At 61.9% G+C, this 21083-nt stretch carries 20 protein-coding genes; 13 read left to right on the top strand and 7 right to left on the bottom strand.

Annotated elements, in window-relative coordinates:
- Nucleotides 1-38: 38 nt before the first annotated feature.
- The 3 genes from GRX66_RS00890 to GRX66_RS00880 all read right to left on the bottom strand — a co-directional run bounded on the left by GRX66_RS00890 (nt 39) and on the right by GRX66_RS00880 (nt 3690).
- Nucleotides 39-1049 (bottom strand): tyrosine-type recombinase/integrase, encoded by a 1011-nt coding sequence (locus GRX66_RS00890; RefSeq protein WP_159524824.1) that lies wholly within the window; start codon nt 1047-1049, stop codon nt 39-41.
- Between the two features lie 1250 nt (nt 1050-2299).
- Nucleotides 2300-2755, bottom strand: a complete 456-nt coding sequence (locus GRX66_RS00885) for a hypothetical protein (RefSeq protein WP_159524823.1) — start codon at nt 2753-2755, stop codon at nt 2300-2302.
- A gap of 239 nt (nt 2756-2994) precedes the next feature.
- Complete coding sequence (locus tag GRX66_RS00880) at nt 2995-3690, bottom strand: hypothetical protein (protein WP_159524822.1); 696 nt, start codon at nt 3688-3690, stop codon at nt 2995-2997.
- Between the two features lie 489 nt (nt 3691-4179).
- Here GRX66_RS00880 and GRX66_RS00875 point away from each other — a divergent pair, with 489 nt between their 5' ends.
- Both GRX66_RS00875 and GRX66_RS19365 read left to right on the top strand, forming a co-directional pair.
- The gene (locus GRX66_RS00875) at nt 4180-4668 is read left to right on the top strand and encodes a type II toxin-antitoxin system death-on-curing family toxin (protein WP_159524821.1); all 489 of its coding nucleotides are present in this window, start codon (nt 4180-4182) and stop codon (nt 4666-4668) included.
- A gap of 25 nt (nt 4669-4693) precedes the next feature.
- Complete coding sequence (locus GRX66_RS19365) at nt 4694-4834, top strand: hypothetical protein (RefSeq protein WP_201292868.1); 141 nt, start codon at nt 4694-4696, stop codon at nt 4832-4834.
- 77 nt (nt 4835-4911) lie between these two features.
- Here GRX66_RS19365 and GRX66_RS00870 read toward each other — a convergent pair whose 3' ends face one another.
- Complete coding sequence (locus GRX66_RS00870; protein ID WP_159524820.1) at nt 4912-5670, bottom strand: creatininase family protein; 759 nt, start codon at nt 5668-5670, stop codon at nt 4912-4914.
- Between the two features lie 991 nt (nt 5671-6661).
- Here GRX66_RS00870 and GRX66_RS00865 point away from each other — a divergent pair.
- From GRX66_RS00865 to GRX66_RS00845, 5 genes are all read left to right on the top strand, one after another.
- Entirely contained in the window at nt 6662-8065 is a 1404-nt protein-coding gene (locus tag GRX66_RS00865) for a selenium-binding protein SBP56-related protein (protein ID WP_159524819.1), read from the top strand.
- A 3-nt stretch (nt 8066-8068) separates the two neighbouring features.
- Entirely contained in the window at nt 8069-8383 is a 315-nt protein-coding gene (locus GRX66_RS00860; protein WP_159524818.1) for a 2Fe-2S iron-sulfur cluster-binding protein, read from the top strand.
- A gap of 549 nt (nt 8384-8932) precedes the next feature.
- The gene (locus GRX66_RS00855; RefSeq protein ID WP_159524817.1) at nt 8933-9763 is read left to right on the top strand and encodes a YihY/virulence factor BrkB family protein; all 831 of its coding nucleotides are present in this window, start codon (nt 8933-8935) and stop codon (nt 9761-9763) included.
- A gap of 291 nt (nt 9764-10054) precedes the next feature.
- A complete protein-coding gene (locus tag GRX66_RS00850; protein WP_159524816.1) occupies nt 10055-10555 on the top strand; it encodes a hypothetical protein in 501 nt (166 codons plus the stop codon).
- Nucleotides 10556-10721: 166 nt separating this feature from the next.
- Nucleotides 10722-13208: a PAS domain S-box protein gene (locus GRX66_RS00845; RefSeq protein WP_159524815.1), complete on the top strand. Its 2487-nt coding sequence runs from the start codon at nt 10722-10724 to the stop codon at nt 13206-13208.
- A gap of 26 nt (nt 13209-13234) precedes the next feature.
- On the opposite strand, the gene GRX66_RS00840 is transcribed toward GRX66_RS00845, so the two are convergent.
- Nucleotides 13235-13579 (bottom strand): hypothetical protein, encoded by a 345-nt coding sequence (locus tag GRX66_RS00840; RefSeq protein ID WP_159524814.1) that lies wholly within the window; start codon nt 13577-13579, stop codon nt 13235-13237.
- 952 nt (nt 13580-14531) lie between these two features.
- Between GRX66_RS00840 and GRX66_RS00835 the strand changes: the two genes are divergently transcribed.
- On the top strand, nt 14532-15254 hold the full coding sequence (locus GRX66_RS00835) for a universal stress protein (protein WP_159524813.1): 723 nt from the start codon (nt 14532-14534) through the stop codon (nt 15252-15254).
- A 213-nt stretch (nt 15255-15467) separates the two neighbouring features.
- Nucleotides 15468-15857: a hypothetical protein gene (locus tag GRX66_RS00830; protein ID WP_159524812.1), complete on the top strand. Its 390-nt coding sequence runs from the start codon at nt 15468-15470 to the stop codon at nt 15855-15857.
- A 255-nt stretch (nt 15858-16112) separates the two neighbouring features.
- Here GRX66_RS00830 and GRX66_RS00825 read toward each other — a convergent pair whose 3' ends face one another.
- Both GRX66_RS00825 and GRX66_RS00820 read right to left on the bottom strand, forming a co-directional pair.
- Nucleotides 16113-16364 (bottom strand): hypothetical protein, encoded by a 252-nt coding sequence (locus GRX66_RS00825; protein WP_159524811.1) that lies wholly within the window; start codon nt 16362-16364, stop codon nt 16113-16115.
- 402 nt (nt 16365-16766) lie between these two features.
- Nucleotides 16767-17510 (bottom strand): winged helix-turn-helix transcriptional regulator, encoded by a 744-nt coding sequence (locus GRX66_RS00820; RefSeq protein WP_159524810.1) that lies wholly within the window; start codon nt 17508-17510, stop codon nt 16767-16769.
- Nucleotides 17511-17793: 283 nt separating this feature from the next.
- Here GRX66_RS00820 and GRX66_RS00815 point away from each other — a divergent pair, with 283 nt between their 5' ends.
- From GRX66_RS00815 to GRX66_RS00800, 4 genes are read left to right on the top strand one after another with little or no spacing between them, the layout of a single operon-like run.
- Complete coding sequence (locus tag GRX66_RS00815) at nt 17794-18144, top strand: hypothetical protein (protein WP_159524809.1); 351 nt, start codon at nt 17794-17796, stop codon at nt 18142-18144.
- Between the two features lies 1 nt (nt 18145).
- On the top strand, nt 18146-18589 hold the full coding sequence (locus tag GRX66_RS00810) for a universal stress protein (RefSeq protein WP_159524808.1): 444 nt from the start codon (nt 18146-18148) through the stop codon (nt 18587-18589).
- Between the two features lie 56 nt (nt 18590-18645).
- Entirely contained in the window at nt 18646-19356 is a 711-nt protein-coding gene (locus GRX66_RS00805) for a potassium channel family protein (protein WP_159524807.1), read from the top strand.
- Nucleotides 19357-19402: 46 nt separating this feature from the next.
- Nucleotides 19403-20956 carry a TrkH family potassium uptake protein gene (locus tag GRX66_RS00800; protein ID WP_159524806.1) on the top strand — a complete coding sequence of 518 codons (1554 nt, stop codon included), beginning with the start codon at nt 19403-19405 and terminating at the stop codon, nt 20954-20956.
- The last annotated feature ends 127 nt before the right edge of the window (nt 20957-21083 follow it).

Genomic DNA, 21083 nt, shown 5'->3' with positions numbered 1-21083 from the left:
GAAATAGTAGTCAGAGCAAGACAGTTCTTTGAGTACCCTTACAACTTGTCTAGATACTGCCGCCGTTGCTCCATTTTCTCTTTCTGTGAGCGCTGGTCGTAGTGCTGGTCGATGACGTCAGTGGTCACGTTCGCACGGTCGCTGACTGCGGTCTCAGGAACGTCACTGTGGAGGTAGTGCGTGATGGCGCCACGGCGGAACGGATGCGGGCTGAGGCTCGACGGACACCTTGATGCGTCGGAATCGTCGGTGGCCTCGCAGTCATCCGGGCTGCGATCGTGGGGGCACTCTTGTCCGTATTCGCATGGCCGGGTGACTTGGTAGCAGTAGTGTCGAATTGTGCCTGTATGCACCCGCCCGTAGTTTGTCGTGAGAAGCGGGCGTCGGCCGTACTCGTCGGTCTGTGCGGGTCGTTGTTCCCGGAGCCAGTCGTCGAGGACGAGACAGACCTCACTGGAGAGCGCGATGATGCGTTCGCCGCGCTGTTTGTTCTTGAGCGGAGTGTCGGTCTCTGGTCGGTGTCGGAGGCGAAGCGATTGCTCCTCGGGGTCGTAGTCTTCAACGTCGAGACTCCGCGCCGCGCCCATCCGAATCATCGTGTGCCAGAGGATGGTCGCGGTGACGTGGCGGATCGAGGCGTAGTCGTAACGTTCGAGATACGCCAGCACCTTCTCAGCGTCCTCGACGTCGAGCATGACGTCGCGGCTGTTCTCTCGGGGCGTGACGTCCGGTGAGCGGACCTTCAGGTGGAGGTCTTGCTCGACGGCGTCGACCGATTCCAGCCACTTCACGAAGACACGGACGGTGTCCATCTGGGTTTTCTCGCTGACCTTCGTGAGGTCGCCGACGTTGCGCCGCCAAAGCCGGAACTCCTGGAGACGGCGGCCGGTCAACTCGTTGAGGTTCTCGATGTCGCGTTCCTCGCACCACTCGACGAAGAAGCCGAGTCGCGACTTGTGCGAGTACACTGTCGCGTCCGAGACCGCTGTTTCTTTCTCCGCGATGTACAACTCGAGCGCCGTTTCGGGGTCGATTGGTTCGAGTTCCATGGTTCGCTCGCTTGCGAACCACACGACGACGATTCACCCCGCTCGGGCCGTGAATCCCCAATTTTTCGCCGCTGCGGGCTGAACCCCTTCGCGCCCGTATCGGATTCTCAGGATGTAAGCCCCCGAAACTGCCGGGACTCTCGGGGGTGATCGAACTGTGTATCCTTTCGTTCGAAGAGCGTGAGACGAGAAGCTATGAGAGCTCCCGGATTTTCGACTTTCAGTTATTGGAACAACCGCTGAGTGGGTGTGCAAACTGACTGCCGTGTCATTATCAAAATCAGCGGATGGTCGTGTGGCCGTGCGAGCTCGAGGGCGTATATCTTGCACTGGGTGGATTTAGCACGGCGCAATTGAGTCCCTCTATTCAGGGCTGGTAGCGACAAGGTCACGAGAGGTGGTCTGCCGCAGCTATCGGCAGAGAACAGGTGGATTGCTTGAGAGAGTAACCGTCTGCGACTCATCTCCGGGCACCCTGAACTTTAGTCGAGCTGATGCGAAGCAGCGTGTATGCGCGAAGGTGTGAAGTGGGCAAGTGTGATGGCGGTGGTGAGTGCCCTTGCCGCTGGGGTATCGGCCTCGCTATCATCAACTACGTTCTCGGAAACCCCGCGGGTAGTTTCGACGTGTTGCTCGTTCCGCCGACGGTCGTTGCGACCGGGATGCTCGGCGGAACACTCTGGTGGGTCCTCGTTGAGCGTTCTTGCTGTCTAACTGACCGACGGGCTATCGTAGTCGGGTTCCTCGTCGGCGTGCTGGCGCATCCGCTGACGTGGGGGTTGTATACACTTGGGGGACCGCTGTTTTTGCCCGGTGGGTGGCCGGCACTACGCGTCATGATCGAGTCTCCGCTGCTGTTCTCTGTGTTCTCAGTACTGTTCAGTGGCGTCCTCACGATCACGGGTGGTATTTTTTGTGGGCTGTTCGTGGTCCGCGTCCGGCGGCGCGCTTCCAGAGCGTAGGGGCCGACAGCGTGAATACCACCAGCGAGAATCTTCGCGGAATAGCAGTCCAGGCTCGGTCATCACGGACAGATTGAGCAATTGGTCCAGCAGAGAGAGGCTAAACCAGGTGACTGGGATGGACACACCTCCTGTATCGGTCGCGGCGTTACTGACAGATACCAGCGGCGGATCGGAACCACCGGTGAGTAGCTCAGCGGTACGTAACGACCCAACATCCAGTTAGAAAGCGAACCTTGGTCCCCCGGATTTAGCCGTCTCACGGCTACAGGTACGAATTGCTCGGTGTCAACAGGCGCCGATATAGATAATGAACACAGCACCACCGTCAGTGACGACGTGCATTTCGTCGAGTCCCGTCGTATTTCTTGGTGAGAAGTAGTACAGCGTTGTGTTCGCCGACCACGTGTCGTATCGTTCGAGCTCGTTGCGAACTGCTCCCGTCTCGTCAATTTCGTCCCGTGGAACGTATTCGAGATCCGATACATCGAATGGATGGTCTGCCCGTTCCAGAACGACCGTGCGGAGCGACGCATTCGCCTGTCCAACCGTTGTCACGGTGGTGTTCGTCTCGCCGAGGGGCGCAACGCCACCCGTCCCGAATGTGTCACATTCGTGGGCGGTACGGGTTGTCTCCGTCGGCGTCGCCGCAGGTGGTTCTGCTGGGTTCTCTGTGCCGAGACCGGCACACCCGGCAACGAGGATGATGACCAGCACAACCGAGATACTGGGCACGCGAATCATGCCCAGTACCTCTTGAACACAGTAGGAAAACCCACCGGTAGCCAAAACACCTGATTCAGCAACACCGGCGTACGAGTCTATCCAGTTATCGGACTATAAGTAGCGAGACAGAACCGTCCCGAAACGCTCGTGTCTAGCCACCTACGGGAGTGTGTGTATCTACCTTACTGCAAGCTGTTCCGGTAGAAATCCGACACGGCGGTGAGGGGTCTGCATGGGCGTGAGGGGATGGATCCTCCTTACCCGACCACATTCCGGAGATCCGGGTGATTCGCGTACTCACTGAGGTCATCAGGCACTTTGCCGTCCGGGGCGGCGTCGGTCCGTTCGCGGATCCGCTGCCACTCTACGTGCCTGCGCAGCACGTACACCGGAATTTCGTCAATCCCCAAGAATCGTGCCACGTATAGTCGGTGAAACCCTTCAGTCCAAATTACCTCGCCCGCTCTGCCGACCAGTACCATCGGGTCAAGTTCGTGAACCCCTTCGATCCCCCCGGGATGGTCGTAGACGTTCCCGTGGTTGGCCCGGTATCCCTCCTCACGCATGCACTCATAGAGTTCGTCAATAGCAGGATAGTGCTCCTCGATGACCGTTTCAAGATCCTCGCACCCTCGAAAATGGCCTTCGCCCTCGATGGATTCCGCCACCCAGTCATGGTAGGCCGTCACTTCCCAGTCCCGGCCCTCCTTGAAGTGCTGGCGAAGCCCCTCATACATCCGGTTGTCAGTCAGATGACGGCAGTTCTCGGGGCGGTCCCAGGTACCCTCCCTCACGCGACCGAGCCCCCATAGCAGGGAGACGACAGTGAACCGGTCGGGGGTTGCTGGGTCGACGCAAATCTGGGTCCAGGGATCGGCGGGGGCGTCGTAGTGCTTGTGATTAGCGTGGGAGTGCCACTCGGTGTAGTAGCGGAAGTCTGGAAGGTTTACCATAAATTCGACCGTGAGGCGGATTTTGAAAGTGTTTTTGAAGAAACCCGTGGCGAGTTCGACAATGAAGTAGTAGCTGAGTATCGGACGGAATCGAGTACGGGCAAGATTCGAACCCACTGCTGGATACACCCTCTGTATTTAGCACGTCATCTTTGACAGAATTTGTAGGGACTGCACATCGCCGTGGTACAGCTACCACCTCCACTTAGCGATTCAGCGTACTCTCGAATACCGCCACTGAGACGGTCGAAAATTGCCGTCTCACGCCGTAACGGACGATTCGTTCGGTAGTGAAACGAACGCCTTTCGCGCCCGTAACGGGATTTTCGCTTGAAACAGCCAGTTAGCAGTTGGTTCAGAGGGTGGTGAACGCAGTGTGTGTCCTTTCGTTCGGTATCGTGGATCTGTGATCCAAGTATGGTGGCCATCACCACTCCCAGTCATCTTGAGCGAAACGACTACGCCCGTGGGGTTTCGATGTCGGAGCGAATGGGCGACTCGCTGTGGTATCCGTCGGTCGAGGACGTTCTCGCCATCCACGAGGACATCGTCGCGGAGTACACCGACACCCCGTCTGGCGTCCAGAACCGGGGTGATATCGAGTTCGCGCTAACGTACATCGAGGAGGGACACTTCGGTGCAGCGCCGGAGTCGATTCACGAGAAAGCGTATCACCTGATGCGGCTGCTCGTCGCCAACCATCCGTTCGTCGATGCGAACAAGCGCACCGCCCTGAACACGGTAACTGTCTTTTACTTCCTGAACGGCCACCGGTTCGCGTACGACGACGAGATCAGGTCGGTTTTGAAGCAGTTCGGCACCGACGAACGGACTGTCAGTGAAGAAGAGACGGTCGAGTATCTTCGCGCACACACCGAGCCGTTGGACTTGGTCGGGGAGATCGAGCAGTGGCGCGACGACCTGCTCCAGTACGGGGTCGAGCAATTGACTGAGGACACGGCCGACCAGAACGATTAACGACATCCAGCGTCCTAGTGAGGGTATGGCAACTGAAGAGGAGGCCGAGGCCGGGTCGCCGCTTGATGCGGTGATGGCGGACATCCGCCACGAACTGGTGCGACGCGTGGCGGCGGCCGACCGGGAGGCCAACCGCGATGTCTACGAAGCGCTCGAAGACGAGTAGTCGGCCGGTCAGTCCGGTGCTGGTCTTGGCTCAGTACCGAACGGGCGCTGGGAACTCGCCCGGGTAGAGAACTGTAGTCAGACTGAGCGACGTTCGTTCTCGATGTGGTCAACGTAGGTGTCTACCACGTTCTGAATGATGGTTTCGCCGGCTTCAGCGGTGGCTTCGGTCGGGTCGCCGAGCACGCCGTTTTCGGTAATCGACTTGAACCCCCGGCTCAGCAGGCGGGCGGTAGAGATGTCGCCTTCAGGACCAACCTCGACATTTTCCAGCCTGACGAGGTCCTCATTCACCGCCAGCATCACCGCCGTTTCGGCTGCGCCCGCGTGGATCACGTCCTGTTCGTAGTCGATTCCCGCCTCGCTGAGGCCGTCGTTCAGTAACTGCATGTGCTCGTCGAGGTCAGCGAGGGGAATCACGGTAGCATCGATCTCCCGGGCGACGTCAGGGGCTACGGTCTTGACCGGGCCGAAGTTCCCACCGTGAGTCGGGACCAAGACGATGTGTTCGAAGCCGTGTTCGTCGAGTGACCGGCAGTACGCCCGTACCACGTCCATCAGTGTCTCGGGCGGGACGGTGATGGTGCCCGGGAACTCCATGTGGTGTCCCGAGCAGCCGGGGCGAATCGTCGGTGCAGCAAGTGCATCCCCCAGTTTCGCTGCAATCCGGCGTGAGAGTTCGTCACCGTCCAGCGTGTCCATGTTCAACGGGAGATGTGGTCCGTGCTGCTCCAACGAGCCGACGGACACGATCGCCGTCCGCGTTCCGTCTTCGAGCGCCGATTCGACGTCTGGCCATACCATCTCCTCAAGGAGTACTGACCCGCGAGAAGGCATACAGTCGCAGTTACCGCCGATGGGTTAAAAATTTGCCACACGGGGGCCAGACAAACCAGAGAATCCCGGTAACAACTGTGTTCTATGTATCCTCTTCACACCGACTCAGTGCTCAACTGGGTCTGTTTCTGAATCACTCGACTATCGCCGTCTCACGCCTGCAGGGACGATTCGTTCATCGGTCGAACGAACGCCCGTCGTGCCCGCACCTGGGCGCGAGGAGGCGGTGTGATATTTCAGCGACGGTGGGACCGGGTGCGTTCGTTCGACGAGTGAACCGTGAGAAGTAGCCGGGTGTATCGCGGATTAATCCGCGTTCTCCGACGCTGGAGCGACTTCGAGGTGGGTCTGTGAATGTACGGCCGGGGTCTAACAGCTACGGTCGGTGTTTGCAGCGTCGTGCGAACTAGTGGGTCCGTTTCTAGCATCGGTTGGTTTGATACGGGCGTGGCGGCAGTGATTCGAACCCGCGGTGGCGGCTCTCCCAACTACGGGTGTCGACACCATCTCACCATTCTTCTCTGAGACTAGTCTGGGTATCAGATGGCTGAGACAGCCCTGAACTGAGCCACTGTCAACCACTTCGTCGAGACCCTCCAGGAGACATACACCACGTGCCCGTCGAGGACCAGCAGGAAGCCGTGCCCGCCGAAGCTTTCGACGACGTCCTCGCGATCCACGGTGACGACTACATCGGTGGTGCGTCCGCCTGGGTTCTGTGAACGGTGCCAACCCACGACTTGAAATGGTAATATATTTGATAGATGTGGGGGGTCGTGGAACACCCGGCGCAGAGGAATCACGGCCGATCCAGGACCCCGGGGGTCCTGGATGTGGAGGCCGGATCGACGTCGAAATCGACATTTCCGATTCGTTGGCGAATCCTTCCGAGTACCTGTGTTCGGGGTGCGATACCGTCGAACCTGCCAGGCTCTCCCCCCACCGTTGAGGGAACCTTTATTATAATTCATTAACAATATTTGTGCTGCATATGAACGGAACTGAGGGGTCTCCGAGTCACGCAGAGATGGGGCACGAACACCACGAGGTCGAGGGGCCGGGGTACCCGACGCCGATGGCGATGCGCACGGAATCTGGACGGGAGAAAACGGCGTACGTTATGGCTCCACGGGTCGGGATGGAGAACGACGGGCCTGACATTGTCGGCGTCGTCGACGTCGATCCGAGTTCGGATACGTACAGCGAGCTAATCGACGTCGTCGAGATGCCCAACAAGGGTGACGAACTCCACCACTTCGGGTGGAACGCGTGTTCGTCGTCCTGCCACGACGAACACCTGTCCCGGCAATATCTGGTCGTCCCCGGACAGCGCTCCTCCCGGATACACGTCATCGATGCCGAGGACCCACGAAACCCGGAGATGGTGAAGGTGATCGAACCGGAGGAGGTCTACGAACACGATTTGTCGGCCCCCCATACCGTCCATTGCGTCCCCGGAGGCAAAGTCGTCATCAGTATGCTCGGGGACGCAAACGGTGAGCTCCCCGGGGGCTTCCTGCAACTCGACCAGGAGGACTTCAGCATCGACGGCCACTGGGAGGTCGATCGGGGCGCCATGGAGCTGAACTACGACTACTGGTACCAGCCACGGCACGACGTCCTCATCTCCAGCGAGTGGGCCGCCCCGAACACCTACTATCCCGGATTCGACCTCGAGGACGTCGAGGCTGGGAAGTACGGCGACAGCATCCACATCTGGGACTGGGAGGACCGGTCGCACGTCCAGACACTCGAGTTCGGCGAGCCGGGACTGATCCCGTTGGAGGTCAGGATGAGCCACAATCCCGAGGAAACCCAGGGGTACGTCGGGGCGGCCCTCTCCTCGAATGTCATCCGCTTCTACGAGACGACCGACGGCCGCTGGGATTGGGACGTCGTCATCGACGAGGAATCGCGCGAGCACGAGGACTGGGACATGCCGGTCCCGCCACTCATCACGGATGTCGTGTTGTCGCTGGACGACCAGTACCTGTACTTCTCCAACTGGCTCCACGGCGATGTCCGGATGTACGACGTCAGCGACGCGGGCAACCCCCGGCTCGTCGACCGAATCTGGGCCGGCGGGCTGTTCGGCGACCGCCAATCGGTGGCCGGGACCGACATCCGTGGCGCCCCGCAAATGCTCCAGCTCTCCCGCGACGGGCGGCGGCTCTACTGGACGACCTCACTGTTCTCCTCGTGGGACAACCAGTTCTTCCCCGAAATCGGTGAGGAGGGCTCGCTGATGCTGAAGGCCGACGTCTACCCGGAGGAGGGCCGGATGGAACTCGATGAGGACTTCCTCGTGGACTTCGGCGAGGCGCCGGGCGGCCCAGCGCGTGCGCACGAGATCCGCTGGCCCGGCGGGGACTGTACGAGCGACGTCTGGCAGTGAGGGATGGTCGCGGTCACGCTGATCTGGCGGGACGGCAGCGAGGAATCCATCGACGTCGGTGAGAACGAGACGGTGCTCGAAGCAGCCGAGGACTGCGGCATCGACCTCCCGTACGGGTGCCAAAACGGCGCCTGTGGAACGTGTACGGCCCGACTGCTCGATGGCGAGATCGAGTACACGCGGCCGCCACGCGCGCTCAAGGACCGCCATCGGGTGGACGGGTACGTCCTCACCTGTATCGCGAGACCGACGACCGACTCACGGCTCGAGGTCGGCGCGAAACTCCAGGCGGAAATGATGCGCACCCCGTGGAAGTGACGATGGCTGCCGCTCGCTACGTGGGTTGGTCCGGATGACGGCGACACCAGCGGGCGTCTCGTCGTCCCGCGTGGTCGAGCGTTGCGCGCTGGAAACCTAACTCCGGAACGAAGCCCTGCGGGTACTCACGCGCAGCGGCAGAACCGGGCGCGCCACACCATTTTTCGACGGCACGTCTACGCACACGGCGCTCGCGGTCTCGTGCGTCGCTCCCGGATTCGGAATTCTTGGCGCGCGAACCGCCGCGTTGTGATGGATGCGTGATACGTATACCCAGGGTGCAGTGGCGGAAACCGAGTTGTAGTGCTCCGGTAGGCGATTTTCACATACGCACGTAGATACGTCGACAAACCATACCCGGCTGGCCGTCACGACAGCGGTCAGTCTGGAGCCCGGCTGGGCGTCCTCGACCGAAGGTCGCGGTACGTCCGCCCTGTTCCCGGTAACGTCGGCATATCGGCCCCCTTCCCTCCCGGGGTTCGTCGTCCTCCGATGATACGCATCGAGTAACTAACCGCCGGAAGCGGTGGTCTCTGTATAGAAATTACGATGAGCAGCGGTCCTCCGATTGGCCAATACGTTCTCGCTCCCCTGGAGGGAGCTGCCGCGACCATCCGCGCGACCGTCGTCCTCGCAGCGGACCGCAATCTCACGTACTTGGCGGCCGGAATCGCCTTCTACGCGCTCGTCTCAATCATCCCCCTGATACTGCTCATTGTGGCGGGCGCGTCGTTCCTCGGTGGCGAAGCGCTGGCGGACCGCGTGACGGGGATACTCAGCCAGCAGCTCTCGTCAGCGGGCCAGGACAGTGTGACGCAGACGCTCACGAGCACGTCCGGCCGAGGGACTGCGTCCGTCGTCGGGTTCCTGGGGTTGGCCTGGAGCGCCCTCAAGCTCTTTCGCGGCCTCGACCAGGCGTTCGACGAGCTGTACCTCGACGACGTGGACACGTCGCTTCTCGGGCAGGTCCGGAACGGCTTCGTCGTGGTGGTCGGCATCGCGCTCGCCGTCGGACTGGTGGTCGCCGTCGGCGTCGCGCTCTCGGCCCTGCCACTCGACGTCCCCCTTCTAAACGTTCTCGGGTCGCTACTGCTGACCGCCGTTCTCGGACTCGCGTTCCTGCCGATCTACTACGTGCTCCCGCCGGTGGACGTGTCGATACGCGAGGTGCTTCCGGGGGCAGCCGTCTCCGCTGGCGGGTGGGTGATTCTACAGCTCGGGTTCCGGATCTACGCGGCGAACGCCACCCGCTACGCAGCGTACGGGTTGATCGGCGCCGTTCTCCTGTTTGTCACGTGGCTGTACTTCGCCAGCATCGTCGTCTTGCTCGGCGGCGCGGTCAACGCCGTCCTCCGCGAGACCAGGCCGGAAATTGGGTAGCTTCCCCGGCCTGTTCCGGAGGGACGCGTCGGGTGGATTCGGTGATCGGTGGCGTGTGGGCTTTCGGCAGACGGGTGAGCGACGAGAAGCGGCTCGGGGTGTCGCGGAGTAATCCACGCTATCGCGGGCTGGAAAGACGTGGAGGTAGCTCTGCGAACCGTCCCTATCAGACGGCGTCCCGGCGCGCCGAGATATTTGGTCACAAATATTAAGAGCGTGTTCTATGATATTACTAACAAAATGGGGTTAGAAAGCCGTCTCTCTGATCTATTGGAGGAGGGGCACACTGAAATGGCAGAATCGCTCGTCAAGGGGGCGCTCGGCAGCCAAGAGAGTACAGTTCTCGAACTGACGAGTGGCGGCGTGCGGATTGAAACGGAGTCGTTTGTTGGAGAGCACACGGTGAGTCCCCGGCCAGACGAACTGCGGTCACGGGTCGCAGATCCGGAGCAAGAGACGCCGGATATCCGCGAAATCACCATCGAGCACAGTGAGTACACCCTCCGGTCGGATGCAGTAGACTACACAGTTACTGGAACGCAGTCCCACCACGACGAAATCATGGGATTCCTCGAACGCAAATTCTGCGCCGAACCGGACACTCACTCACCGGAGAACCGGCTCGCGGACCCGGGAGGGGCGCCGGACGGGATGGACCCCGATAGAGGCGACGCGGAGGGGCAGACGGACGACGTAGCGGAGTCGGGGTCGCGCTCTACGATGTCGGATGGTGGTCGGTCGCGTTCGCTGACTCGTCGCGTCATTCTGTCAATTCAGCGGTGGTTTCGATAGAACGCCCGACAGGGGCGTCCCGATTCTGCCCGGTACAGACTCGCCCGCGGCACTACTCTGTACACCGTGACGTCGCCCGTCTCACGCCGCACCGGGAGATCCATTGGCGACCCCTTCCCAGAGTGGGCACTAATCGCATATACCCTCGCGCTCGTACCTGGGTCTAATGGACCCCTCTGGACCCGGAGACGGTATCACCCCAGATGACGTCCTGCGAGTTCTCCGACACCAGTCGGCACCAGTATCAACTGCGGACGTCTGTGAGTCGTTCGAGTGTTCGCGGCAGACCGTTCGACGCCACCTGGAAGCACTCGCCGAGCGCGAGCAAATCCGGGGGAAACAAGTGAGTGAATCGAACGCCATCTGGTGGGCGAACAACAGGCCTCACCACGTCGGCCTCCAGGGCGACGATGAGCAGTTCCGCGCATTCGTGAGTGCCGTCGAGGACTACGCCATCTTCGTGCTCCGGCCCGACGGCACAGTCGCAACGTGGAACGAAGGGGCCCAACGCATCAAAGGCTACGAAGACGAAGCGATTATCGGCGAGCACTTCTCGACGTTCTACACCGACGAGGACATCGCTGCGGGCGTGCCCGAGCGGAACCTCGAAACCGCCGCGGTGGAGGGGCGGATAGAAGACGAGGGCTGGCGCGTTCGAGCGGACGGCTCGCGCTTCTGGGCGAACGTGACGATCACCGCAACCCGAAACGAATACGGCGAACTCGAGGGGTTCACGAAGGTCACCCGCGACATGACCGAGCGCCGCGAATACGAGCAACAACTCGAGGCGCAAGCCGAGCGACTCGAACGCCAGCGCGACGAGCTTGAAGCCGAACTCGAGGACGTTTTCGAGCGGGTCGATGACGCCTTCTACGCCCTCGACGACGAGTTCCGGTTCGAGCACGTCAACGACCGTGCCGCGGAGTACCTCGGTACGTCGGCGGGCGAACTCCTCGGACGGACTCCCTGGGAGGTAATTGACGTCGACGAGGACGACCCGCTCTTCGCGAAGTACGAGACGGCACTGGCGACCCAGGAGCCGGTCTCCTTCGAACGGTACTCCGAGCCGCTGGGAATGTGGGAGATGGTCCGCGTCTATCCCTCCGAATCCGGTCTCTCGGTGTACTTCCGGGACATCACCGAGCGGAAGGAACGCGAACGCGCGCTACGGGAGAGCGAGGAGCGCTACCGGTCACTCACGGACGACGTTCTCGATACCTCCGACGTCGGAACGTTCATCCTCGATTCGGAGTTCAACGTCGTGTGGGTCAACGAAGCGGTCGAGGAGTACTTCGACCTCGACCGCGAGGCGATTCTCGGACGACACAAACGGGCGGTCATAGACGAGCACGTCGCCGGGTTGTTCGAAGCGCCGCAGGCGTTCGCGGACCGCGTGACTGCGGCCTACGAGGACAACAGCTACACCGAGGAGTTCGAGTGCCACATCGTGGGTGACGAAACCCACGACGAACGGTGGTTAGAACACTGGAGTCAGCCAATCCAGTCCGGGCTCTACGCTGGCGGCCGCATCGAACACTACACTGACATCACCCAACAAAAACTGCGTGAGCGGGAACTCTCGTGGTTTAAGCGCGCGGTCGAGGCGTCGGGTCACGCGATCTACATGACGGACGCGGATGGCGAGATTACGTACGTTAACGCAGCGTTCGAGGAAACGACCGGATACTCCGCCGAAGAAGCCATCGGCGAAACGCCCACCATCCTCCAATCAGGCGAACACGGGGCCACGTACTATCAGACGCTGTGGGAGACGATCCAGAAGGGGGACGTCTGGGAAGAGGAGATCACGGACCACCGGAAAGACGGCGAGCGCTATTACGCCGAACAAACTATCGCTCCGGTCACCGACGAGAACGGTGAAATCGACAGGTTCGTCGCCGTTCAAAACGACGTCACCGACCGGAAACGACGCGAGCAACGGCTCGAGGAACTCGTCGAACGGCTGGATGCATCCAACGAGCGCCTCGAACAGTTCGCGTACGCTGTTTCCCACGACCTCCAGGAGCCACTGCGGATGGTCTCATCGTATCTTCAGCTCATCGAGCGTCGGTACGAGAACGACCTCGACGAGGACGCGCTGGAGTACCTCGATTTCGCAGTCGATGGGGCCGATCGAATGACCGAGATGATCGATGGCCTGCTGGAGTACTCCCGGATCGAAACCCAGGGGAGCCCAGATGAACCGGTGGACCTGGAGGCAGTCCTCGAAGACGTGCAGGCCGACCTCCGGTTCCAGATCGAGGACAACGACGCCGAAATCACGACCGAGGACCTCCCGGCGGTCAGAGGCGACAAACGCCAACTCCGTCAACTCTTCCAGAACCTCGTCGACAACGCGATCGAGTACAGCGGCGAGGGGCCGCCACGGGTCCATATCTCGGCGACACGAGCGGGGGAGACGTGGCAGATCTCTGTTCGAGATGACGGTATCGGCATCGATCCTGAAGACCAGGAACGCATCTTCGAGATCTTCCAGCGACTCCACACGCGCGAAGAGAAGGAGGGCACAGGAATCGGTCTCGCGCTCTGCGAACGTATCGTCACCCACCACGGGGGCCAAATCCGAGTGGACTCGGAACCGGGTGCGGGGACGACGTTCACAATTTCGCTACCGACCGTCGACGATACCTGAGCGGGCGATACTGCTCGATCTGGCGTCTACTGCGTCTCTGCCGCCGTCCAGTTCCGGAATCGGCTCCCAGCCAGATACAGGCCCACGAGCACTGCGCAAATCGTGAGGCCGGTCGTAAGTGCGATTGCCAGCCACTCCCGCGAGTGGACCGTAATCGGCCGGGGTTTGAGAACGCGAACGTACAGGGATGTCAGCTCTTGGTAAAATACGTATGGGACGAGAAACCCGGCGACACTCCCGCCACCGCAACCGAGTGTCCAGGCGAGCCGGCTCCGTGCTGGCAGTGCTCGCCGCCCACAGTCCAGATCCACGAGGGCGGCGACGACCGCACCGACAACGAGTCCGGCTCCGAGCAGGATTTCCAAGAGCATGATACCGTCGGCGTACGGCCAGAGACTATCCCCGTTGGTACAAGAATACGCCCTGCCAGACCAATTCTTGGCTCGGCTTCGGTTCTGTTGGATTCACCGAGTTCGAACGCTGTGATCGACTCAGCGAGACACTCAGTGATGGCGGCAGCGGATGCGACAGCCGACCAGTCGGGGGTCTTTTGCGAACCACCGCGTTCTGACTGGAGCGTAAACCCGACCGACGAGAGAGGGGGCGAACGTACCAATACATTGTTAGGAAAATCATCGTAACAACTCAGTATTGCGTCAGTGGGCGGAGTTGTGACTCGCGTGGCGCGCCGGTAGCTGCTGTTGGAAACGTACTGCTATCATCGGGTTACTGCTGCACCCTGACCACAGGCAATCGAATTCAGCGGGCAACGCAGCCCGCTGGCTGACAGCGGTGCGGACAAACAATTGAAACGACAGATTGGGGTGAAAATGTGCCGATTTTATCGTTTCGAGGGTGCTACAGCCAGCCGGAGGAGAGCACGGTTCGCATCCAGGTCCACCCCATTGACACACCCTGCCACATGTTGTCGGGGCCACACCCCGGCAGCGCAACCGTGCGTTCGTTCCTCCGATTTCGCGAACCCGCGACCAGTCGACAGAAACAGACCCTGCACTGCGCGGTGAGTCTGCTTGCGCACCGCCACCTGTGTGCGAGTAGCGACTCTCAGTCCTGTCGATTCGTACCCGCTGGACTGTTCTTCCGTCCACGTCACCCATTCGGGGCAGCCATCGAGAGCACTGTACCCGGGCCGCAATCGGCGGCTGATGGCTGAAACCGGGGTGGCGACCCTGAACTCACCGACCCGACCCAGCGACTCCACGCACTCCCCCGACCGCTGTCCGGCACTCGTGGGGTCCGTCGCGGCTTCGTGGCCCTCCGATAGGGCTATCTGTGGGGTGTGTTCATCTGGACCCGTTGGCGATGTCCAAACCGACGCTACTCGTCCCGGTGGTGTTCCCGGAGCCGGACGTCTATCCGTTAGACAGCGGGAATATCGTCGGATTGAGCGGATTCGACGTCGTTCTGTTCGGGTACTGGGAGCTCCCCGAGGGGATGTCGCGGGAGACGGCACGCGCAAACAAGGAGGCGGAGGCCCAGGAGATTCTCTACGAGATGGCGGCGGCGTTCAGCCGCGGCGGCGCGTCCACGTCGGTGCGATTGTTCTTCGGCCAGCCAGGGCCCGAGGAGGCGGCGCTGCAGGAACGCATCGCGGACGAGACCGACGCGGATGCGGTGTTGCTGGGCGCCCCCATTACGATGTGGGCCAACGTGCTGGTGCCACTCCGGGACGCTCGCCACCGAGCCGAACTCGTGGCGTTCCTCGCCGGACTGGACACCGACTCGATATTCACGCTGGAGTTGTATCACGTCGCTGCCGGGCCAGCGGCGGTCGAAGCGGGCGAAGCCATGCTCGATAGTCTGCGTGCGGAACTCGTCGAGCACGATTTCCCCGAGGACGTCGTCGAGGTGACCGTCGAGGTCCACGATGACGCCGGTGAGGCGATCGCCGAGCGCGCGCAGCGACACAATCTCGTGGTGATGGGTGAGACCGAAGAACGCCCGTCAGAGGCGGAATTCCTCGGCCCGGCGTATCACACGTTCGCCGATCGGGCGGACGTTCCGGTCGTCGTCCTGCGGGACTGACCGAGCGTTTCGCGGGCAGCGCAGTGCAGTTGGTCCCTCGCCGCTGTCCGAACTTGGTTCCGTCTCGGGTTTCGACGCACTCCTCGCCGGAGTGGCCTTCGAGCACTTCGTGACTGCCCAGACCCCCTCGTCACCGGAGAACAACTCGGGGCTGACTGAACTCGACAAGCACCCAACGTATATCCGTTGCGGGGGAGAAGCTTCAATCGTATTATGAGTGGGGAACGCGACGTATTCCAGCGACTCGACGAGGGACTCGACCGCGTCCGCGACGAAGTCAACGCGGCTATCGACGAATCACAGGCGGTCGGGGACCAACTCCGTACCGAGGTGAAACGCTCGATTGACGACCTGGAGGAGCGACTCGACAGCGTACAGCGCCAGACCAGGGCGGAACTGGACGAGGCCTTCGAGGAGTCCGAAGAACTGAGCGAGGAGGTTCGGGACGAAGCGAACGAGACGATCGACGACCTGGAAGCCGGCCTCGACACGCTGCGAACCAAAACGTCGGAGCTGAGCGAGGACGCCAGAACGGAGGCGACTGACGCCATCGACAGCCTCCAGGCGGAGTTAGCCGACCTCCGGGAACGGATTGAGCAGTAGCCCGCCCGGAACGGCCGTCGACGCCCGATTCATGCATCCCAACTGGCGTTCCCGGATTGGCCAGTTCGGTGTCTGTCCGCGCCCCCGACCGTCGCTGGCCGGGTCAGCGTATACGGTGCCCCTTGGCGGCCGTTTCTGAGCGGGGGATATTCGCCAGGCGCTATCTGGTTCTCTTCGCGGTGTGTATCCACTCCCTGCCAACTGCGGACACCTCCGGCAAGGGGAAGAGAGTGGTGACGGAGCACCTGCTATCGTTCACAGTACTCCGTCCATCCGCACTGCGGTTACGTCGCCCGTCACGGTTAGCGCACCGTCGGCGAGAATTTCCGTCTGGACCTGTGCACTCCGGTCGATTTCACCGACGACTCGGGAAGTGACGTCGAGCGGAACGCCCATCGGCGTCGTCTCGTGGTACTCCACGGTGAGTTCGGCAGTGGCGTAGGCAGCCTCGGGTCTGCTGTCGGGCGGTCTATCGTCCGGGGGCTGGCGTATGTCATCGACGTCCACATAGAGTTGCAGTCGGTTACCGACGCGAGATAGCTGCCATAGACCACACCCGGAGTGACGCGAAACCGCTCCGCGGGCCGGACAGTGGTTTCGAGGCCCCGGTCGTCGGGCAGCTTGTAACTCTCGAGCTGTAGGCCGTCCTCGTTCGCCGGTCCACAGCCGAAGCAGGGGAGTTCCGGCCACGACGTCTGAACGGGAGCGACTTCCGTTCTATCCGTTGTGTCGCTGTGGTTCGTGTGTTCCGGGCTGTTCATTGTTCGTCTCGCAACCTCCCCGAACAGTTCGACGCCGAAGCAGCAACACCCTTGTTACACTTGTCGTGGCGATACTTACCACATTAAGGCTTCGCACTGCCGACCGGATCCGCTGTACGCACTCACTCTGACGCGTAGTTACTGCCAGTCACTGGGTTCCGAACACTTCGAGGGCGTCTTTCTCCATGCCGGTCTTCGAGAACAGCGAGATGACGTCCCCCGGCCGGATGTTGGTCTCGCCTTTCGGCGTGAGTACGTCGCCGTCCCGTTCGACGCCGACCACCAGCATCTCCTCGCCCAGCAGGCCCTCCTCGACTGCCGCTTCGATCGTCAGCCCCGCGACGTCGGCGCCGTCCGAGACGGTGAACTCGGCGACTTCCGCGCCGCCGGCCAGACTCATGAAATCGGTCAGCGACGGACCGAGGGGTGCGTCTTCCGGGCCGAACGGGTTGTACGGCTGGTGGTACTCCGCTTCGATGACGCTCTCGTCCTCGATGTCGAGTCCGACGTCGGACAGTTCGCTGGCGATGCGGCTGATGTCGCTCGTGTCCGACCCGACAGCCGTCACAGCCAGGTTCGTTTTCCCCGTCATCAGCTCCCGGACGGACACCACGCCGGAGACGTCCAGGGCGGACTGGGCGAGCCGGTCCCGGTCCGGGATCGGCGCCGTACAGCTGAACTGGTACGTGACGTGGCCCTCGATTGATTTGTAGTTGATGTCCGCGAGGTAACCACGCAGAATCCCCTCCGCCTCGAGCTGGTGGATGCGGTTCCGAATCGTGGCGGGCGTCACCTCCATCTCGTCGGCGACGTCCGCAGCCGTCGTGTTCCGGGCGTCCCGCGCCAGATGATAGAGGATCCGCTTGTCGATCTCGTCGACCCGGTAGTCCATACGTGAATTACGGTCAGAACGCATAATTAATCCCCGATACGCGGGCCCGCGAGCTGGTAGTGTGGCACCGCCGATATATCATCGTGGCGGATAGATATTCTGCAGAGTAAAAAATTCTACGCGTATATTTCGATCACAAAAACTCAATGCCAATATTTATTTTGCAGCGATAATATAGCTGGGGCGTAGCGTGCATTCGTGACCACGACAGTGTCGCTCGCCACACGCTCTCGCCGGTCATCGCGGGACGGCCGACCGGCGCAGAACCCGGTGTGACCCACCCATGACACCATCCGACATCGAACCCCCGGACGACATTCCGACGGACGTCGCTGCGGCCCTCGAAGGGAGCAGTGACGGGGAACTCCGGGCGGTCATTCACTACGCGCAGCGACTCCTCCAGGGGCACCCCCCGCTCACGGACGCAATCGAAGCACGAACGGGCGAAGACCTCGTTCGCGTGGAGGACCACGGCGCGTACACCATTGTCGTCGTCGAACGCCCGGACGAAACTGGCGACGCACGCGGCCCGTTCGCGTACCGGGTCAACTGGGCCCCGGACATCGACGGCGGGGAGGGCAAGTACCGGTGGCACTATCTCGGCAAGGTCTACGGCGACTCCGGGGGTGGCTGAGATGCCAGATTCGTTCTTCCAGCGGGTCGTCGTTCCGGTAGCCAACCACGACGATGCAGCGACGACTGCCGATGCAGTCGTTCCCTACGTCGAGAATTCGGGTGCCACGGTGATTGCCGTCCACGTCATCGAGAAAGCCGGTGGCGCACCGGACAAGGCGTCTGTCGAGCAACGGGAACAGACTGCGGAGGAAATCTTCGACACCGTCGCCGACGGATTCGAGGGTGTCGCGGTGACGCTCGAGACGGAACTCCGCTACGGGACCGACGTCGCGGCGACCATCATCGACGCCGCCCACGAGTGGACCGCCAGTACCATCGTGTTCACGCCCCGCGGCGGGAGCCGATGGAGGAAATTGCTGAGCGGCGACGTCACGCACAAACTCGTCGAATCCAGTGACGTTCCGGTTCTGGTCCTGCCCGACCGAGAGGTGAGCGACGCGTGAACGGATTTGCAGTACGTCTGCACAGGTGACCGACAGCTATCTAGAGAACCCAACCTATGTACATCATCATCGTCGGAGCGGGCGACATCGGGTCGCCGCTCATCGAAATCGCAACGACAGCGGGATACGAGGTCGTCGTCATCGAGAAGCGGCCCGAACGAGCGGACGAAGTCGCCAGCGAGTTCGACTGCCTGGTGCTCAACGCGGACGCGACGGTCAAGGAGACGTTGCTGGACGCCGGCGCCGACCGCGCAAACGCCATCATCACGACCACCGACCAGGACGCGACGAACGTGATGGTCTCGCTGCTCGCCCAGGAGCTCGAGATCCCAACGGTCGTCTCCGTCGTGCACAACCCCGAGCACATGAGCTTGTTCCGTCAGATCGGGGTGCACACGATGGAGAACCCGCAGCGACTCATCGCGGAGTCGCTGTTCCGGTCGGTCGAACGGCCGTCCATCGTCGACTACATGCGGGTGGGCGAGGTGGCGGAAGTGTTCGAAATCACGGTCGCCGAGGACGCCCCCATCGCCGGCCTGACGCTCAGCGAGGCCGACGACGAGGGATTACTCGACGAGGACACCCTCGTGGTCGCAATCGAACGTGACGGCGAGGGAGCGCCCATCACTCCCCGCGGGAACACCCGCATCGAGCGCGGCGACCTCCTGACGGTGTACTCCGGCACGGGCGCGACCCCGGACGTGACGGACATCTTCGGGCACTACGAGGACAGAGAACGAACCTCCTCGAACGGATTCGGACTGTGAACTGCCCGGCGGACCGGTGGCGCAGCCACGCGACTCCGAGTGACAAATGAGAGTCGAGATGGACACGGTCGGACGCGACGTCGGTCGCATCGTCCAGGCTGTCTCGCTGATGCTGGTAGTGTCTGTCGTCGTGGCAGCCGTCAACAGAGAATTCTACGCCATTCCCGCGTTTGTCGTGTCCGCGGTCGTGATGGCGGGCATCGGCACCGGGTTGGTCGGGCGGTACCGGGACGCGGCGCCGCCGGAGAAACGCGAAGCGATGGTCACCGCGGCGACCGCGTGGGCCTTGGTCGGTGTCCTCGGTGGGCTCCCCTTCCTCCTCGTCGCGTGGACGATTCAGGTCGATCCGCTCCCCGTGTGGGCGAATACGCCGGCAGTGGACCCGACGACCGCGGTGTTTCTCCGCCCGCTGGACGCGGTGTTCGAGAGCACGAGCGGGTTCACTGGGACCGGGCTCACGATGGCTGCCGTTGAGGAGGAACTGCCGCGGTCGTTGCACTGGTGGCGGTCGTTCATCGAGTGGGTCGGCGGCGTCGGCGTCATCGTCCTCACGGTGGCGATTCTCCGGCGTGGTGGCGGGAATAGCGGGTCGTACACGCTCTACGAGAGCGAGGCGCGCTCGGAGAAGATCCACCCGAGCATCGTGACGACGGTCCAGGAGATCTGGAAGATCTTCGTCGCCCTCACCGTCGGCTCCGTCGTCCTGTTCCTCCTGGCCGGGATGCCGCTGTGGGACGCGATCAACCACGGCATGACCGGAATTGCGACTGGCGGGTTCTCCGTGCACGCGGATTCGATTGGCCACTACGGGAGTCCCTTGATCGAGTACGCGACAGTGCCGATAATGGTCGCGGGGAGCATCGCGTTCCCCATCCACTACCTGATCTTCAGGGGCGAACTGCGGAACTTCTACGCGGACCTGCAGACGCGGTGGGTGTTCATCTGGTTCACGGTCGGGTCGCTCGTGCTCACCGCGATTCTGTACGCGAACGGCCAGTACGCGACCCTCGAGGAGACGTTCCGTGTGAGCCTGTTCCAGTTCGTCTCGGCGACGTCGAACACCGGCTTCGGGAGCGCCGCAATCGGCGGTGGGACCGAGCAGGTCTGGAGCGCGGGCGCGACGTTGCTGGCGTGCCTGGGGATGCTCACGGGCGCGGCGGCCGGGTCCACGGTGAGCGGTCTCAAGCTGATTCGAGTCATCACGCTCGTCAAGGGGACGATCTGGCAGATACAGGACGTGTTCCAGCCAGCGAACGCAATCCGGTATCTGCGAATCGGGGACCGCAAGCTCAGCGAGGCGCAGGCCGAACGCGAGTACACCGAGGCGACGGTCGTGTTCGTGCTCTGGATGACGTTCCTCGCCATCGGTGTGGCCGTTCTCCTGCGCGTGCTCTCGCCGGCGCATCCGCTCGAGTACGTGATTTTCGACGTGATGAGCGCGCAGAGCAACGTCGGCCTGGACTCCGGAATCACCGGCCCTGGGATGCCCGGTACCGCGAAGGCGATGCTGATTGTCAACATGTGGGTCGGTCGCCTGGAGATCATTCCCGTCGCGGTGCTGCTCGGGTCGATTCTTCAGCGCCTCGACCTCTACCGGTAGCCGGCAAGCAGACCGGGCCGCTATCTACTTCCACAACAATATAGCGGGTGTATAGTTCCGGCTGCAACAATCTGAACCCCGTCCTATTTAGTACCGGGGAAAATACCCCGTCGTACGACATGGGGTG

The organism is Halobacterium bonnevillei, assembly GCF_009831555.1.
Lineage (GTDB): Archaea > Halobacteriota > Halobacteria > Halobacteriales > Halobacteriaceae > Halobacterium > Halobacterium bonnevillei.
The sequence above is the reverse complement of the archived record's forward strand: the minus strand, read 5'-3'. Positions and strand labels throughout refer to the sequence as shown.